This window comes from Streptomyces sp. NBC_01089 (genome assembly GCF_045162975.1).
Lineage (GTDB): Bacteria > Actinomycetota > Actinomycetes > Streptomycetales > Streptomycetaceae > Streptomyces.
The window spans coordinates 4,272,522-4,287,392 of record NZ_CP108660.1 but is presented as its reverse complement, the minus strand read 5'-3'; the positions used below and the strand labels follow the sequence as shown (position 1 = coordinate 4,287,392).

The following is a 14,871-nucleotide window of genomic DNA, read 5'->3' as shown; positions in this document are numbered from 1 at the left end:
TTAGGTCTGCCTCTCGTCGAGCACGTGGTGGGCGGTGAAGACGGCATCGACGCGGTCTCCCGGGAAGGCCAGAAGCGCAGCTTCGACGACGCGGCCGGTGGAGTCGGTGGCGATGCGGGTGATCGCGAGGACGGCCGTCGTGGGTCCAATCCGGAGGGCCGAGGCCTCGTGCGGTGTGGGAGAGCGGGCGCAGACCGTTTCTCGGACGGTGGCCGGCGACGGGCCGAGGACGGCGAATCTCGTGACTCCTTCCCGGTAAACGGAGTCGTCGTCGATGACTCCGGCCGGGGCCAGGTCGCGCGGGATGTAGATGCGGGCCAGGCCGTGCGGCGTCCGTTGTCCGAGGCTGAGGCAGGTGTACTCCGCGAGGGGGCTGCCCGTTGGCACCTTCAGCAACGTCGTCAGGCGCACGGAGGCCGGAACCGTGGTGCTGCGAACCGTGATGCGCAACGTTGGCTCAGCGGCGGTCCAGGGGTCCAGCGTGCCCCAGCCGCCGACGTACATGGTCTTGGGGCGGGGGCGACGGACGTAGTTGCCCTTGCCGTGGATCTTCTCCACGAGTCCTTCGCCCTGGAGCACGGCGAGGGCGCGTCGCAGTGTCACTGTGCTGACCTTGTACCGGGCGGCCAGGCCAACTTCGGACGGTAGGCGCTCGCCAGGCTTGATGCGGCCCGTCGTGATCTGGTGACGGAGATCGTCGGCGATGTCGTGGTGACGAGAGGGCATCGAGCCGGTCACCGCCTTCTCAGCAATCGCACGGCGACGAGCCGGGTACGTGTGTGTATGGCCAGCAACTCGCCCGAATCGAAAACCAGTTGTTTGGCTCCCTGGGGGAGTTGAAAGAGGTCTCTCACCAGGCGTGCCTGGCCGCCGAGTTGGATGATGTCGCCGCGCTGCACGGTGGCCGCGGTGACCTCGATGTGCGAAACCAGCGCACCGACGGGGACTTGAGGCCTCACAGCGTCACCTCCACGGCCGCGGGCAGATCAGGCGTCGAGTGGCACGGGCAGTCGCACGCCTCATAGATCACCGGGACGTCGACCGGTGCCAAGAACGGGGAGGACTCAACGCAGGTGGAGTGTGTACCGATCCGGCACGCAATCGATCGGTAGGGGACGGAAGTGGTGTCCGCAACGCGCGGCTGTCGACGATGGGGCATCAGCGAACCCCCGCGAGGGCCGACAAGGCATTGGCCGGCAGACGAGGCGCGGCGACCACCGCTCGTGTCCGTGCACGCTCTTCCCACGCCAGCAGGTACGGACGGACGAGCGCGACATCCTCACCCCTCAAGGGCGACGGTGGACCGCGCCAGCCGAAGCCTGGCCCAGGACGACGGTCGCAGCGTCAGCCGACGCGGCGGAGGTGCGAGCGCCCAGCGGCCGGGAGGGCGTTAAGGGGCGGCGGTGCCGGCCTTTCGAGAAGTACCGCTCTCTGGTGAGCGAGGCGGCACGGCGGATACGGTTGAGCATGCTGTTCAGCTCCTATCGCTGATAGCGCGGTCCCCCGACATCGCCCGTCGTGGGGACCGTTTTGCGTACGACCGCCCATAAGGTGCGGCCGTTCAAACTGGTGGCCAGGAGTCCGAATCGATCGGCCTCGGCCACCACGTCCAGGACCTCCCGCCATGAATCGGCGTTGAGCGTTTCCGGTACTTCCGCCTCGACCGTCGTGAACTGCGTGTGCTCCTCCACGCGCGTGGGGAGCCCGATGGCGGACAGTCGGGCGGCGATGGCCGCCGCGGTTACTCCCGAAGCGGGCACAGGGCAGCCTCCGTCACCAGCGATCACTTTCAGTGAAGCTAGTTAACTAGATTAGAGCTAGTGGACTAGATTTTCCATATGTCTGAGCAACCGCCGTATCTCCGCATCGCCGACGAACTCCGACGGCGCATCGCGGAGCACGTCTGGGAGCCGGGGGACCGCCTCCCCTCCCGCGCCCAGATCGGCCAGGAGTGCGACGTGGGCGAGAACGTGGTGCGCCGGGCACAGGAGCTGCTGATCTCCCAGGGCGTGCTGGAAGGCCGCGCCGGATCGGGCACCTACGTCGCCGAGACCCGGCAGCGAGTACGGGTCGTCCGGTCAACGGCCCGCGAGCAGCCCGGCGGAGCTCCGTTCCGCCAGGACATGAAGGCGCTCGGCAGACAGGGCGACTGGGAGAGCCGGACCGACGCGAAGGTGCCAGCCCCGGCGGAGATCGCAGCGCGGCTCGGGGTGGCCGAGGGCGAGCTGTGCGTAAAGACGACGTACGAGTTCCTGGCGGACGGCAGGCCGGTGCAGCTGTCGACGAGTTGGGAGCCCTACGACCTCACCGCCGGCACACTCGTCGTCCTCCCCGAGGGAGGGCCGCACGCCGGGGCAGGTGTCGTGAACCGCATGGCCACGATCGGAGTCACCGTCAGCCACGCGGTGGAACAGCCCGAACCACGGCACGCGACCGCCGAGGAAGCGTCGCTACTCGGCATCCAGAAGGCCGCACTCGTCACGCACATCCGGCGGACGTACTACAGCGACCAAGGCCGTCCCGTGGAAACAGCGGACATCGTGGTGCCCGCAGCGCACTGCGAGATCGTCTACGAGATCCCGATCAGCCGATAGCGGCAGTTCCCGACAGCCCCGCAGCACTGCATGGCCGTGCCCCCCGCGTGCCCCTTCCGTGCCCGATAGACCGGGAAACCAGGGGGAACAGCGGTGTTCGGCGGGGACCGGGCATGACTAAGGCCCCCGACCGTTTTACGTGGTCAGGGGCCTTCTCGCACAGCGGTGGGTGTGGGATTTGAACCCACGGTGACTCTCGCCACGACGGTTTTCAAGACCGTTCCCTTAGGCCGCTCGGGCAACCCACCCCGCGCCACCCCGCCGGGGTGATGCGGGAAACAGACTAGCGCGTCAGCTGTCGCCCTTGCGCTGGCCCAGGGTGACCTCGACCGTGTGCTCCTTGCCGTCGCGCTTGTAGGTGAGCTGGACCTTGTCGCCGGGCTTGTGCGTCCAGATCGTGCCGATCAGGGTCGGGCCGCTGTCGATCGCCGTGTCGTCCAGCTTGGTGATCACGTCACCGGGCTTCAGACCGGCCTTGGCCGCCGGGCCGTTGGCCGCGACGGAGTCCGTGCCGCTGGCGCCCTGGTCGGAGATCTTGGCGCCGTTGCCCTGCTCGTCCATGGAGACCGTGGCGCCGATCACCGGGTAGACCGGCTGACCGGTCTTGATCAGCTGCTGGGCGACGTTCTTCGCCTGGCTGATCGGGATGGCGAAGCCGAGGCCGATCGAGCCGGCCTGCGAGTCGCCGCCGAGGCTGCCGCTGCTGGCCGACTGGATGGCCGAGTTGATGCCGATGACCGCACCGCGGTCGTCGAGCAGCGGGCCGCCCGAGTTCCCCGGGTTGATCGAGGCGTCGGTCTGCAGGGCGCTCATGTACGACGCCTTGCTTCCCGAGCCGTCGCCCGAGGCCACCGGGCGGTTCTTGGCGCTGATGATGCCGGTGGTCACCGTGTTGGACAGGCCGAACGGCGCACCGATCGCGATGGTCGAGTCGCCGACGGCCACCTGGTCGGAGTTGCCGAGTTCGAGCGGGGTGAGCCCGGAGGGCGCGTTCTTGAGTTTGACGACGGCCACGTCGTAACCCTGCGCCCGGCCGACCACCTCGGCGTCGTACTTCTTGCCGTTGGAGAACGTCGCCGTCAGGGTGCCCCCGTCGGCCGCCTCCGCCACCACGTGGTTGTTGGTGAGGATGTGGCCCTGGGTGTCATAGATGAAGCCGGTGCCGGTGCCGCCGTCGCCGTTGCCGCTCTTCGCCTCGATGGTCACGACGCTCGGCAGCGCCTTGGCCGCGATGCCCGCCACCGTGTTCGGGGAGCGCTTGACGTCCTGCGCCTTGCCGGGCGCCGACACGGTCGTCGAGCCCGTCGCGTTGTCGCTGTGCTCGGCGGCGAAGTACCCGATACCGCCGCCGACACCTCCCGCGACCAGCGCCGCGACGACCACCGCTGCGATCAGACCGCCCGCGCGCTTCTTCGGCCCCGAGGGCGGAGCCGGTACGGGCGCACCCCACACGGGGCCGCCGCCCTCTCCGTAACCGCCGTTGCCGCCGCCCCCGTACGAGGGAAGTGACGGCGGCGGCGGGGGCCAGCCGGCGTCCGCGGCCCGGACGGGCCCGGGGGTGCCGGCGGGCACCGGCCCGGGGAGCTGCGCGGTGGCTTCGGTGCCGGAAGCGGGCGTGCCCTCAGGAGCGGCAACCGGCACGGGAGGTGCGGACGGGGCGGGTGGTGCGGTCTCGGCCGCCGTGCCCTCGGTGCCCTCGTTCTCGGTGCTCACAGCTCTTTCTCCTCGGTTCCACGTCGTCTCGGTCAGAGTCCCGCTGTGCAAGTGTCTGCGGACAGCTTTTCCCACAGCACGTCGGGGCACTGTAAGCGGGAGCTGTGCGTCATCGTCTTCCCAGTGGGTTGTCCTGTCGGGCCGCCCGGCCGGTCGCCCCGGCCGGTCGCCCACTGGACTTCTCCCCTTCCGCCTCCCGCACATCCTTTATTTCGGATGAGAAGGATGAGAAGGGGCGGGAAGCCCGCACCTTCACAGACCTGCCCGCGTTCACACACCTGCCCGCATACTTCTGCGCTCGCCTACCCCGCCGCGGTGACACCATGACGCGGTGACCCACGTACGACAGCACAGCATCCAGGTCGTCGCCCACCGGGGGGCGTCCGAAGACGCCCCCGAGCACACCCTCGCCGCGTACACGCGCGCCATCGAGGACGGTGCCGACGCCCTCGAATGCGATGTCCGGCTCACCGCCGACGGCCATCTCGTCTGTGTGCACGACCGGCGCGTGAACCGCACGTCCGACGGCCGCGGCGCGGTCTCCGCCCTGGAACTGTCCGATCTCGCCACCCTCGACTTCGGGTCCTGGCGGGACTGGAAGGACCCGGACGAGTCCCCGGACTGGGACCGGGAGAGTACGTCCGTACTCACCCTGGACCGGCTCCTGGAGCTGGTCGCCGACTCGGGCCGCCGGGTGGAGCTGGCCATCGAGACCAAGCACCCCACCCGGTGGGCGGGCCAGGTGGAGGAGCGGCTGCTCGCGTCGCTGGCCCGTTTCGGCCTGGACTCGCCGTCGCCGGGGGACTCGTCGCCGGTGAGGATCATGAGTTTCTCGGCCCGTTCACTGCACCGGGTCGCCGCCGCCGCACCCGCCATCCCCACCGTCTATCTGCTGCAGTTCCTCTCGCCGCGGCTGCGCGACGGCCGGCTGCCCGCCGGTGCCGGGATCGCCGGACCCGGTATGCGGATCCTGCGCAGCCACCCCGGATACGTCGAACGCCTGCACAGGGCCGGGCACCAGGTGCATGTGTGGACCGTGAACGAGCCGGAGGACGTCGCGCTCTGCGCCGAACTGGGCGTGGACGCCATCATCACCAATCGCCCGAAACAGGTCCTGTCTCAACTGGGTCGGCTTTAGCCATAATTGATCGCGATTAGCACCCTGTGGCTGATTATTCCTTTTCAATCCGGATTAATGCGGTCACAGGGAGTGCACCGGCGCGTTCGGTGCGTATTCGAGCACGTCGAGTGCGTCATCGGGCCTCGTTTGGCCGGTTTCCGGTGCCGTACGCGGGGGCATCCAATCGATGGCGTGGGGGCAAAGGAGGTCTCGGGGGTGGCGTTGGTGGTGGCACAGGAAGTGCCCGCGTCGTCGAGCATGGCCGTACCCCATGGCCCTGCGGGCGTGGGGGAAGCGAGACACCGGATGCGCGATCAGCTGCGCAGGACCGGCGTGTCCGACTCGGTCGTCGACGACGCGGTACTGATCCTTTCCGAACTGCTCAGCAACGCCTGCCGGCACGGCAGGCCACTGGGCCGGACAGAGATCGGTGACGGCGATGTCCGCGCTGCTTGGCGCGTGGACAAGGCAGGCAGACTGACCGTGGAGGTGACCGACGGGGGCGGCCCGACCCGACCGGTTCCAGCCACTCCATCGGTCACGGCGCGCGGCGGTCGCGGGCTCAACATCATCAGCGCTCTGGCGCAGGAGTGGGGCGTACGGGACAACGTGTCCGGCGAAGTGACCGTCTGGGTGCTCGTCACCGAGGCGCGCCGGGAGGAGCGCACCGCGGGCGGTTCCGCCGGCGGGCCCGCCGGCGGGCCGGGCTTCCCCGCTCAGGCCACCCCGGTCACCCCGGTCGCCTCGGCCGTCTCGGCCGTCTCCGGCTTCTCGGGGGTGCCCGAGGTCTCGGAGCTGGCTGCCGGGTTCGCTCCGGAGATGGTTCCGGAGCCGGCCCCGGAGTTCGCCGATGCCGCGGAATTCCCGGCGGTCACGGCGCAGTTCCCGGACGTGGCCGGCTTCCCTGAGTCCCCCGTGCCGGACGTCTCCTTCCCCGACCTCTTCGACGGAGTCGACTGATCCGGCTCCGGACGGGTGGGCGGCGGCGGCCCGGTCTCCGTGAGCCCCCGCGCGATGGGGCGGACATCCCATAGGCTCGCGCCAGACACAGGTCCAGCGCAGTCGGGAGAGAGCCGCACCATGGCGAAGAAGCGTCCTCAGACGAAGGCCCCTCACGGAACCAACGGGGCCCGCTCCGCAGGCGCCGCCGAGCACGTCCCCGTGGTCGGGGCCCGTGAGCCCTGTCCCTGCGGCTCCGGCCGTCGCTACAAGGCATGCCACGGCCGGGCGGCCGCGCACGCGGTGGCCGAGCTGGTCCAGCGCCCCTTCGACGGCCTGCCCGGCGAAGGCGACTGGGTCGCACTGCGCGAGCTGGTGCCCGCGGCGACCGTGGAACTCACCCTCAAGGGCGGGCTGCCCGACGGCGTGCCGTCCGTGACCCTCGCGACCGTGCTGCCCATGGCCTGGCCCGCGCTGCGCCGTGACGACGGCTCCGTCCTGCTCGGCCTGCAGAACGACACCCCGTCCGGCGACCTCAGCCGCGACCTGGCCGACACCCTCCAGCGGGCGCTGGCCGCCGAGCCCGGCACCCCCGTCACCGGCCGGCAGGCCGCGCCCGACGGGCCCCGGCTCCAGGATCTGCTGGACCCGGGCGCTCCTTTCGAGCCGGTGGTACACCCGGGGTTCGAGTTCTGGGTGCCCGACTCGGAGAACGCCACACCGGAGGTCGCCGCCTCACTGGAGCGCGCCAACGAGGCGGTCATCCCCACCGCGAGGCTCACCTCGGTGGACTCCGCCTACTGGTGCGAGACCCCCGACAAGAACCATCTACGCTGGGTGATGCTCCACCCCGAGGAGCAGCTGCTGGACGCCCTGGCCCGGCTGCACGCCGCGGGCACCTCGTCGCTCGGCGTCGGGACCAGGCTGGTCGGGTCCTTCCGCGCGCACGGGCTGACGGTCCCGGTCTGGGACCTGCCGAGCGCGATGAAGGCCGAGGAATGCGAGAAGCCCGCCGCCGAGTTCGCGGAGCGGCTGACCGCGGCCCTGGCCACCGACGCTCCGCTCACTCCGGAGGAGCGGCGGGCCCGCGGCGGCCTCACCAACCGCCAGGTGACGCTCAGCTGAGAGTGACGGTCCGGGCAGACGGCAGGTGACTCCGGTCACAACTGGCCGTGCGCACAGGTAAGTCGCTGTCCGAATACATGAGATCGAATTTGCGAACCGCCGATCTCTTGTTACCGTTCTAGTAGCCCGGTCGTTGGTGCATCCCCCGTCGCCAACGGCCGGGCCCTTCCATGCCCGGGTTCTCAATGCCCGGCAGGGGGCGCGGAGTTGCTCTCCGAGCACGGCGGGCCGCCCAGCGGCAACGCACCGCCCCCGCCCCGTGCACCCGCGCGACACCGGCTCGCGGCCCCGCACTCCGTACGCGGCCCACGCGCCGGTCCACGCGGGGCGCGCCCCCGAGCAGTTCCGAGCCGCACCGGCCGGGCACCGTCAGCAGACGAACAGCCCCGGCCTCTTGGACTCCCGGCCAAGCACCGTCGGCCCGTGCCAGTCAGTAGGCGAGCTTGCTGCCGCCGCCGGGGGCGCCGGTGCTCGCCTCGACCAGCGCGTCCAGCACCGCCTCGACATCCGGCAGCCAGGGCGCCCCGGTGCCGCGTGCGCCCGCGGATCCACCCGCGTCAGGCACCGGCCGTACGCCAGGAGCGGGGGCGCGCTCCCACCAGACAGGGCCCTTGCCGGTCTCGGAGGGCGGCAGCACCAGATAGCCGCCCTCGCCGTGGAACCGCAGTGAACTGGGCACCCAGTCCTTGGCATGCAGCAGTTCGCCGAGCCGTTCCAGCGAGTACGGGGCGACCAGCAGCGACCAGCGCGTGGGCGACGCCACGACCGGCCCGAGCCGCATGCCCATCCGGTCGAGCGCGACCAGGGCGCGTGCGCCCGCGACGGCGGGCAGGCTGAGCGCACACGGCGCACGGCCTCCCGTTGCCATGATCACCGGGGCGTCGGGGCGGCCGGTCCACCACCAGCGCACCATGCGCGCGTCGGTGGTCGCCGCGAGGAGTCCCGGGTCGAAGGGGTGTGCGCCGGGGACGACGCACTCGGGGTCGGGGCAGCCGCAGCCGCGCTCCCGGCCGGCGGAGGCGATGTGCCCCACACCGGGAACGACGGGCCACTGCCAGCCGGTTGCGCAGGTCAGCGCCGCGTCGAGCTGTGCGTGCCGTCCACTGCGCCGGAACCGGAGTCCGCGTCGCCTTCCGAGGATCTCGCGCATGAGCGCTCGTTCCTTTCCGTTGAACGCCGAGGTCCGCATCGCGTCATGGATACGTAAACGTCACTGTCTGTGCACACACTCTTGGCCCGCGGTGATGGTTACCGGCAGGGCGGAGCCTGGTCCGAGTTCATAGCTCAAGCATGGCCAGGAGTGGCGCGTGGGTGGCGCGTACTTGTCCCGTGCTGTCTGTGCTTGCTTCTGTGCTGTGCGCTGTGCCGGTGAATCGCCGTGCCGCTGAAACGCTGTGCCACTGTGCCGCTTGCGCGAACCCCGCCATTCGGGGATGGGCGTGACCCACAGCGGTATAGACGCCCGGGCCCGCCAACAGGTTCCGGGGCGGTGTCAACTGCCCCTGGCCATCATCGATTACGTACCCACCGCAGTCGGTGTGACGCTCTGCCGAACGACCTCAGTCGACATCAAATAGCCGCACAGGGGGGCACTTTCCGGCCAAGTTGGTTATCTACTGGAAGGCGACAGAAATCTCCCGCGGACACCAGGGGCCCCAAGGGGACAATGCTGGACATCTCCTCGCTTCTGCGTGTACATGTGGATCCATTGATAGCTACGCAGAATGGCATGGGGGTTTGCGATGCTATTGAGCGAAACACACCAGTCAGAAAGCCGGCTGCCATGAGCGCACCTCACCTGCCGAAAGTGGCTGGAATCGACTCCACAGTTCCGGCCCCCGCGCACACTGCCGCACCACTCCCCGCCCCCGTACCGGCCGCCGCCCCCGGCGCCCTGATCCAGGACCGGCTGGCCGGCTGGGTCTTCGACCTCACCACGCTGCACGAACTCACCGAACGGCTGGCCGCCACCAGCACCCTGGACGACGCGCTCCTGGAGTTCCTGCGGGCCGGCGCGTCCCTGGTCGGCGCCCGGCGCGGCCTGGTCGTGCTGGAACCCCGGAGCACCCCGGCGCCGGGCGGCCCGGCGTACGGCCCCTGTCCGGCCCGCACCGTCGGACTCGGTCTCAGCCACGCCGAACTCGGCCACATCGAAACGATTCCGCGCGGCGTCACGGCGTACGGACGCATGCTCGAAGGCGGTACGGACACATCCCCCGGCGCGCACACCGGCGCGCAAACCGCCACCAACACAGCCACCGACCCCGGCGGCCCCGCCCCGTCCGACGGCATCGCCACCCCCGACATCCTCGGTGACAAGCACCTCGACCCCCGCCACCGTGAGGTCGCCACCCGGGTCGGCTTCGCGGCCAGCTACGCCGTCCCGCTCTCGGCCGCGACCGCCGGCCCGCTCGGCGCGGCCGTCTGGCTCTACGACGAGCCCGCCGAACCCGCGGACCGCCACCGCCGGCTCATCGGCCTCTACACGCGGTACGCGAGCGAGCACCTGGCGCGGCTGGTCGAACTGACCCGCGCCCGCGCCCGGGTGAGCACCCTCACCGACGAACTGCTGCCCCGCCGCCTCCCCCGGGTGCCAGGAGTGCGGCTCGCCGCCTGCCACCGCACAGGACCGCTCGGCGGCGGCGACTGGTACGACGCGCTGCCGCTGGCCGACGGCGCGCTCGGCCTCACCGTCGGCTCGGTCACCGGCTCGGGCCCCGGCGCCACCGCGGCGATGGGACGGCTGCGGGCCGGGCTGCGGGCGTACGCCGTGATGGAGGGCGAGGACCCGGTCGCGGTCCTCTCCGACCTCGAACTGCTGCTGCGGCTCACCGAGCCCGCCCGCTCGGCGACCGCGCTCTTCGCCTACTGCGAGCCTGCCCGGCGCACGATCGTGCTGGCCGGCGCCGGGCACACCCCGCCACTGCTCATCGGCGACCGGCGTACCGAGTTCGTCGAGACCTCGCTGTCGGCCCCGCTGGGAATGCTCTCCTGCTGGGAAGCGCCGAGCGTGGAGTTCTCACCCGCACCAGGAGAGACGGTTCTGCTCTGCACCGACGGGCTGCTGCGCCGCACCGGGGACTCCACCGACCGGGCGTTCGCCCGGCTCCACTCGGCGGCGACGACCGTGCCCCTGGCGGCACGCGACGACCCGGCGGCGATCGCGGACCACGTGCTGCGAACGATGCTGCCCGAGGGCCTCGACCAGCAGGAATGCGCCGATGACGTGGTGATTCTGGTGGCCAGGTTCGACTGAGTTGCGGCGAACTCCGTACGTGCGCGGAGCAGTCCGCGTAAGAGGTCTTTCGGCACTGGGCCCCCTTCCGTACACCCGTACGATGGAGGGGGCCCAGTGTCGTACTCAAGGAGACAGAAACGTGTCTGAGGAGCTCACCCCGGAGAACCCGGAGACCCCGGAATCCCTGGAGACCCCGGCGGCGGAAGCCGTCAAGCCCCGGAAGAACGGCCTCTACCCGGCCGTGTCCGAAGAGCTCGCCGAGAACATGAAGTCCGGCTGGGCCGACACCGAGCTGCACGGCCTGGAGCCCATCGCCCAGGCCGCCCACACCGCCGCCCGGCGTGCCTCGCTCTCGGCGCGCTTCCCCGGCGAGCGCCTGGTCGTCCCGGCGGGCCGGCTCAAGACCCGCTCCAACGACACCGAGTACGCCTTCCGCGCCGCGAGCGAGTACGCGTACCTCACCGGTGACCAGACGCAGGACGGCGTCCTGGTCCTCGAACCGGCCGCGGACGGCGGGCACACCGCCACGGTCTATCTGCTGCCACGCTCCGACCGGGAGAACGGCGAGTTCTGGCTCAGCGGCCAGGGCGAGCTGTGGGTCGGGCGCCGGCACTCGCTCGCCGAGGCCGAGCAGCTGCTCGGGATCCCGGCGAAGGACGTCCGCGAGCTGCCCGCCGCGCTCACCGCCGCCACCGGTCCGGTCCGCGCCGTCCGCGGGTACGACGCGGGCATCGAGGCCGCGCTGACCGACAAGGTCACCGCCGAGCGCGACGAAGAGCTGCGCGTCCACCTCTCCGAGGCGCGCGCAGTGAAGGACGACTTCGAGATCGGCGAGCTGCAGAAGGCCGTCGACGCAACGGTCCACGGCTTCGAGGACGTCGTGCGGATCCTCGACAAGGCCGAGGCCACATCCGAGCGCTACATCGAGGGCACGTTCTTCCTGCGCGCCCGCGTCGAGGGCAACGACATCGGCTACGGCTCGATCTGCGCCGCGGGACCGCACGCGACCACCCTGCACTGGGTGCGCAACGACGGAGATGTCCGCTCCGGCGAGCTGCTGCTGCTGGACGCCGGGGTGGAGACGCACTCCCTCTACACGGCCGATGTGACGCGCACGCTCCCCATCGACGGCCGCTTCAACGCGCTGCAGCGCAAGATCTACGACGCGGTGTACGAGGCGCAGGAGGCCGGTATCGCGGCGGTCAAGCCCGGCGCGGCCTACCGCGACTTCCACGACGCCTCCCAGCGCGTACTCGCCGAGAAGCTCGTCGAGTGGGGCCTGGTCGAAGGCCCCGTGGAGCGAGTGCTGGAGCTGGGCCTGCAGCGCCGCTGGACCCTGCACGGCACCGGTCACATGCTCGGCCTCGACGTCCACGACTGCGCGGCCGCGCGCACCGAGGCGTACGTCAACGGCACGCTGGAGCCCGGCATGTGCCTCACGGTCGAGCCCGGTCTGTACTTCCAGGCGGACGATCTGACGGTGCCCGCCGAGTACCGCGGCATCGGAATCCGGATCGAGGACGACATCCTCGTCACGGCGGACGGCAACCGGAACCTGTCCGCGGGGCTGCCGCGTCAGGCGGACGAGGTCGAGGCGTGGATGGCCTCGGTCAAGCAGGGCTGACCTCCACAGCACGAGCGAGGGCGCGCCGCCCGGGGCAGTCCGGTCACCAAGGCCGGTCAGGAAGCCCTGAGCAGCGCGTCCTCACGCCATTTCAGGACCTTGTCGAAGCGCACCATCGCGCCACGGCCCGGCCTGTTCCGGAAGTCGGCGTGATCGGAGAGTTCCGCGATCAGGCCCAGGCCCCGGCCGCTCTCGGCGCAGGCCGGGGTCTGCGCCGTCGGGTGTGCCAGTACGTTCTGCGGGGCGGCGCGGCGCTTCTGCCGCACGGGGAAGCCCGGGCCCGAGTCGGTGACCTCGATCCGGCAGCGCTCGCCGTCGAGGAACGCCGTCACCCGGTACCCAGGGGAAGTGGCGCCCGGCCCTCCGGTTCCGCCGTGTTCCACCGCGTTCGCACAGGCTTCGCTGAGCGCGAGTGACAGATCGAAGGAGACGTCGGGGTCCACGCCCGCTGTCTCCATGGCACCGAGCAGAAGACGACGGGCGAGCGGAACGCTCGCGGCTTCGCGCCGCAAATGCAGAGACCACCAGATGCTCATGCTCCAGCCTCCTGGCTGCGGCTCGACATTACGGTTACGTATTGCCGTGGTACCCGGGTCGTAAGCACGCAGTTGACGTGATATCGCTCATTCGGCGGACGCGCGTACCGTCCGCGCCGGTGTATCGGGGGCCGTGACGGGTGTGACGCGGGCACTTCGGCGGGGCGGGCGGGGCCACCAGGACGGATCGTGACCTTCCGGACCTGCCGTATGCGGGCCCTGGGCCCAGTGCGATGATGGCCCGGCCATGCTTATCCCTGCCGTACGCGCCGGAGCCGGTCCACGGCTTCTGAGGACCGCGGTCTTCACCGCGGTCTGCGTCGTGCTGGCCGGGGTGGGGCACGCGCTGGCCTCCTGTGCGGCCGTCCCGTGGTGGACGCTGGCCCTCGGGTTCGCCGGACTGTTCGTCGTGGCCGCGCCCTTCGCCGGGCGGCAGCGCTCGCTGCCCGGCATCGCCGCTGCGCTGACCGCGGGCCAGCTCGCACTGCACACCGTCTTCGGGTTCGGCCAGCACGGTGCCATGGCGATGGGCGCCATGGGCGCGACGGCCGGAACGGGCGGGACGGGCAAGCCCGCGGGCGACACGTCCGCCCTGGTCCTGCTCGCGGGAAAGCTGGTCTGCGGCGCGGGCGCCGCCCCACTGAGCGCGGCCAGGGCCCACCGCATCGTCAGCGCGGCGGGCATCGACCCGTCGGCGAGCGCCGCCCAGGCCGCACCGCACCACCTGGTGGCGGCCACCCCGTCGACGTGCTTCATGCTGCCGAGCCTTCCCATGGTGCTCGGCCATCTGCTGGCGGCCCTGGCGACCGGCTGGGTGCTGCGGCGCGGCGAGATCGCGCTGTTCCGGCTGACCCGGCAGTCGCACGGGGTGGCCGAAGGGGCGCTCGTACGTCATCTGCGCGCCGCTCTCGCGCTGGTACGCGCCTTGCGTGCCGGACTTCCCGGAGCACCCGTCCAGGGACCGCGCGCCGGGTACGCACCCCTCCCCGCGCCGCTGTGGACAGCGGGCGAAGCGCTCCAGCACACGGTGATCAGGCGCGGTCCGCCCGCCACGTACGTGTTCGCAGCCTGACGCGGCACCTCCCCACGCGCGCAGCGACGGGAGCGGGTGCCGTGCTGTCCGCGCGCACCGGCGCGCGGGCTGCCACCGTCCCTCACTCACCGTGGAGTGTGTTCCGTATGAGCATCAACCCCCTGAACGACAACCCGCAGGTCCCCGCCGGTCGGCGTGGCGGCCGCCCGGGGATCACCCGCCGTATCGCCGTGGTCGGCGGCGTCGCCGCCACCTCCGTCCTGGTGCTCGCGGGTACCGCCTTCGCGCACGTCACCGTCCAGCCGCAGGGTGACGCGGCCAAGGGCGGCTACGCGACGATCGCGTTCAAGGTCCCCAACGAGCGTGACAACGCGTCGACCACCAAGCTCGAGGTCAACTTCCCGGCCGACCACCCGCTCGCCTCGGTGATGCCGGAGCCCGTGCCGGGCTGGAAGGCCACCGTCACCACGTCGAAGCTGCCCAAGCCGCTGACCATCGAGGGCAAGCAGATCGACAAAGCCGTCACCAAGGTCACCTGGACCGGCGGGAAGATCGCGCCCGGACAGTTCCAGCAGTTCCCGCTGTCCGTCGGCCAGCTGCCCACCGACACCGACCACCTGACCTTCAAGGCTCTGCAGACGTACTCCAACAAGGAGGTCGTGCGCTGGATCGAGGAGCAGAAGCCGGGCGCCGACGAGCCGCAGAACCCGGCGCCCGTACTCAAGCTGACCCCGGCCGCCGACACGGCCGGCGCCACCCCGGGCAGCACATCCGCACCGGGCGACAGCGGCGCGCCCGCCAAGACTGCCACCGCCTCGTCTTCGGACGGCAGTGACAACACCGCCAGGATCCTCGGGGTCATCGGCATCGTCATCGGCATCGCGGGCGTCGCCTTCGGTGTCCTCGCCGGCCGGCGCCGTAGCGCCTGACGCGTCCACACCACCCACAG

At 71.0% G+C, this 14,871-nt stretch carries 13 protein-coding genes, 1 tRNA gene and 2 pseudogenes; 8 read left to right on the top strand and 8 right to left on the bottom strand.

What is annotated here, in order from left to right; all coding sequences use genetic code 11:
• From OG510_RS19005 to OG510_RS18990, 4 genes and pseudogenes are all read right to left on the bottom strand, one after another.
• A complete protein-coding gene (locus OG510_RS19005; protein WP_406142455.1) occupies nt 1-726 on the bottom strand; it encodes a GntR family transcriptional regulator in 726 nt (241 codons plus the stop codon).
• An 8-nt stretch (nt 727-734) separates the two neighbouring features.
• On the bottom strand, nt 735-959 hold the full coding sequence (locus tag OG510_RS19000; RefSeq protein WP_406138250.1) for a hypothetical protein: 225 nt from the start codon (nt 957-959) through the stop codon (nt 735-737).
• Between the two features lie 199 nt (nt 960-1,158).
• Nucleotides 1,159-1,469: pseudogene (locus OG510_RS18995) on the bottom strand (hypothetical protein).
• Nucleotides 1,470-1,481: 12 nt separating this feature from the next.
• A complete protein-coding gene (locus tag OG510_RS18990) occupies nt 1,482-1,760 on the bottom strand; it encodes a hypothetical protein (RefSeq protein ID WP_406138249.1) in 279 nt (92 codons plus the stop codon).
• Between the two features lie 78 nt (nt 1,761-1,838).
• Here OG510_RS18990 and OG510_RS18985 point away from each other — a divergent pair, with 78 nt between their 5' ends.
• Nucleotides 1,839-2,594: a GntR family transcriptional regulator gene (locus tag OG510_RS18985; protein WP_406138247.1), complete on the top strand. Its 756-nt coding sequence runs from the start codon at nt 1,839-1,841 to the stop codon at nt 2,592-2,594.
• 163 nt (nt 2,595-2,757) lie between these two features.
• Here the strand turns inward: OG510_RS18985 and OG510_RS18980 are convergent.
• Both OG510_RS18980 and OG510_RS18975 read right to left on the bottom strand, forming a co-directional pair.
• Nucleotides 2,758-2,842, bottom strand: a tRNA-Ser gene (locus OG510_RS18980).
• A gap of 43 nt (nt 2,843-2,885) precedes the next feature.
• Nucleotides 2,886-4,307 carry a S1C family serine protease gene (locus tag OG510_RS18975; protein WP_406138246.1) on the bottom strand — a complete coding sequence of 474 codons (1,422 nt, stop codon included), beginning with the start codon at nt 4,305-4,307 and terminating at the stop codon, nt 2,886-2,888.
• 331 nt (nt 4,308-4,638) lie between these two features.
• On the opposite strand from OG510_RS18975, the gene OG510_RS18970 reads away from it, so the two are divergent.
• The 3 genes and pseudogenes from OG510_RS18970 (at nt 4,639) to OG510_RS18960 (ending at nt 7,491) form a co-directional block, all read left to right on the top strand.
• Nucleotides 4,639-5,445 (top strand): glycerophosphodiester phosphodiesterase, encoded by an 807-nt coding sequence (locus OG510_RS18970; RefSeq protein ID WP_406138244.1) that lies wholly within the window; start codon nt 4,639-4,641, stop codon nt 5,443-5,445.
• Nucleotides 5,446-5,555: 110 nt separating this feature from the next.
• Nucleotides 5,556-6,069, top strand: a pseudogene (locus OG510_RS18965) (ATP-binding protein); the annotation flags it as partial.
• 438 nt (nt 6,070-6,507) lie between these two features.
• On the top strand, nt 6,508-7,491 hold the full coding sequence (locus OG510_RS18960; RefSeq protein ID WP_406138242.1) for a DUF5926 family protein: 984 nt from the start codon (nt 6,508-6,510) through the stop codon (nt 7,489-7,491).
• Nucleotides 7,492-7,921: 430 nt separating this feature from the next.
• Here OG510_RS18960 and OG510_RS18955 read toward each other — a convergent pair whose 3' ends face one another.
• Nucleotides 7,922-8,641: a bifunctional DNA primase/polymerase gene (locus OG510_RS18955; protein ID WP_406138240.1), complete on the bottom strand. Its 720-nt coding sequence runs from the start codon at nt 8,639-8,641 to the stop codon at nt 7,922-7,924.
• 516 nt (nt 8,642-9,157) lie between these two features.
• Between OG510_RS18955 and OG510_RS18950 the strand changes: the two genes are divergently transcribed.
• Together OG510_RS18950 and OG510_RS18945 are read left to right on the top strand one after the other, a co-directional pair.
• Nucleotides 9,158-10,747: a PP2C family protein-serine/threonine phosphatase gene (locus OG510_RS18950; protein WP_406138239.1), complete on the top strand. Its 1,590-nt coding sequence runs from the start codon at nt 9,158-9,160 to the stop codon at nt 10,745-10,747.
• 121 nt (nt 10,748-10,868) lie between these two features.
• Nucleotides 10,869-12,353 (top strand): aminopeptidase P family protein, encoded by a 1,485-nt coding sequence (locus OG510_RS18945; RefSeq protein ID WP_406138237.1) that lies wholly within the window; start codon nt 10,869-10,871, stop codon nt 12,351-12,353.
• Between the two features lie 56 nt (nt 12,354-12,409).
• On the opposite strand, the gene OG510_RS18940 is transcribed toward OG510_RS18945, so the two are convergent.
• On the bottom strand, nt 12,410-12,889 hold the full coding sequence (locus OG510_RS18940; protein ID WP_406138235.1) for an ATP-binding protein: 480 nt from the start codon (nt 12,887-12,889) through the stop codon (nt 12,410-12,412).
• Between the two features lie 247 nt (nt 12,890-13,136).
• Here OG510_RS18940 and OG510_RS18935 point away from each other — a divergent pair, with 247 nt between their 5' ends.
• Nucleotides 13,137-13,961 carry a hypothetical protein gene (locus OG510_RS18935; protein ID WP_406138233.1) on the top strand — a complete coding sequence of 275 codons (825 nt, stop codon included), beginning with the start codon at nt 13,137-13,139 and terminating at the stop codon, nt 13,959-13,961.
• A 107-nt stretch (nt 13,962-14,068) separates the two neighbouring features.
• Nucleotides 14,069-14,851 (top strand): YcnI family protein, encoded by a 783-nt coding sequence (locus OG510_RS18930; protein WP_406138231.1) that lies wholly within the window; start codon nt 14,069-14,071, stop codon nt 14,849-14,851.
• The last annotated feature ends 20 nt before the right edge of the window (nt 14,852-14,871 follow it).

Bases quoted from the DNA above. Each gene is read 5' to 3' on its own strand.
- OG510_RS19005 (WP_406142455.1), bottom strand. From the start codon at position 726: ATGCCCTCTCGTCACCACGACATCGCCGACGATCTCCGTCACCAGATC.
- OG510_RS18985 (WP_406138247.1), top strand. From the start codon at position 1,839: ATGTCTGAGCAACCGCCGTATCTCCGCATCGCCGACGAACTCCGACGG.
- OG510_RS18960 (WP_406138242.1), top strand. From the start codon at position 6,508: ATGGCGAAGAAGCGTCCTCAGACGAAGGCCCCTCACGGAACCAACGGG.
- OG510_RS18955 (WP_406138240.1), bottom strand. From the start codon at position 8,641: ATGCGCGAGATCCTCGGAAGGCGACGCGGACTCCGGTTCCGGCGCAGT.
- OG510_RS18950 (WP_406138239.1), top strand. From the start codon at position 9,158: ATGCTGGACATCTCCTCGCTTCTGCGTGTACATGTGGATCCATTGATA.
- OG510_RS18940 (WP_406138235.1), bottom strand. From the start codon at position 12,889: ATGAGCATCTGGTGGTCTCTGCATTTGCGGCGCGAAGCCGCGAGCGTT.
- OG510_RS18935 (WP_406138233.1), top strand. From the start codon at position 13,137: ATGCTTATCCCTGCCGTACGCGCCGGAGCCGGTCCACGGCTTCTGAGG.
- OG510_RS18930 (WP_406138231.1), top strand. From the start codon at position 14,069: ATGAGCATCAACCCCCTGAACGACAACCCGCAGGTCCCCGCCGGTCGG.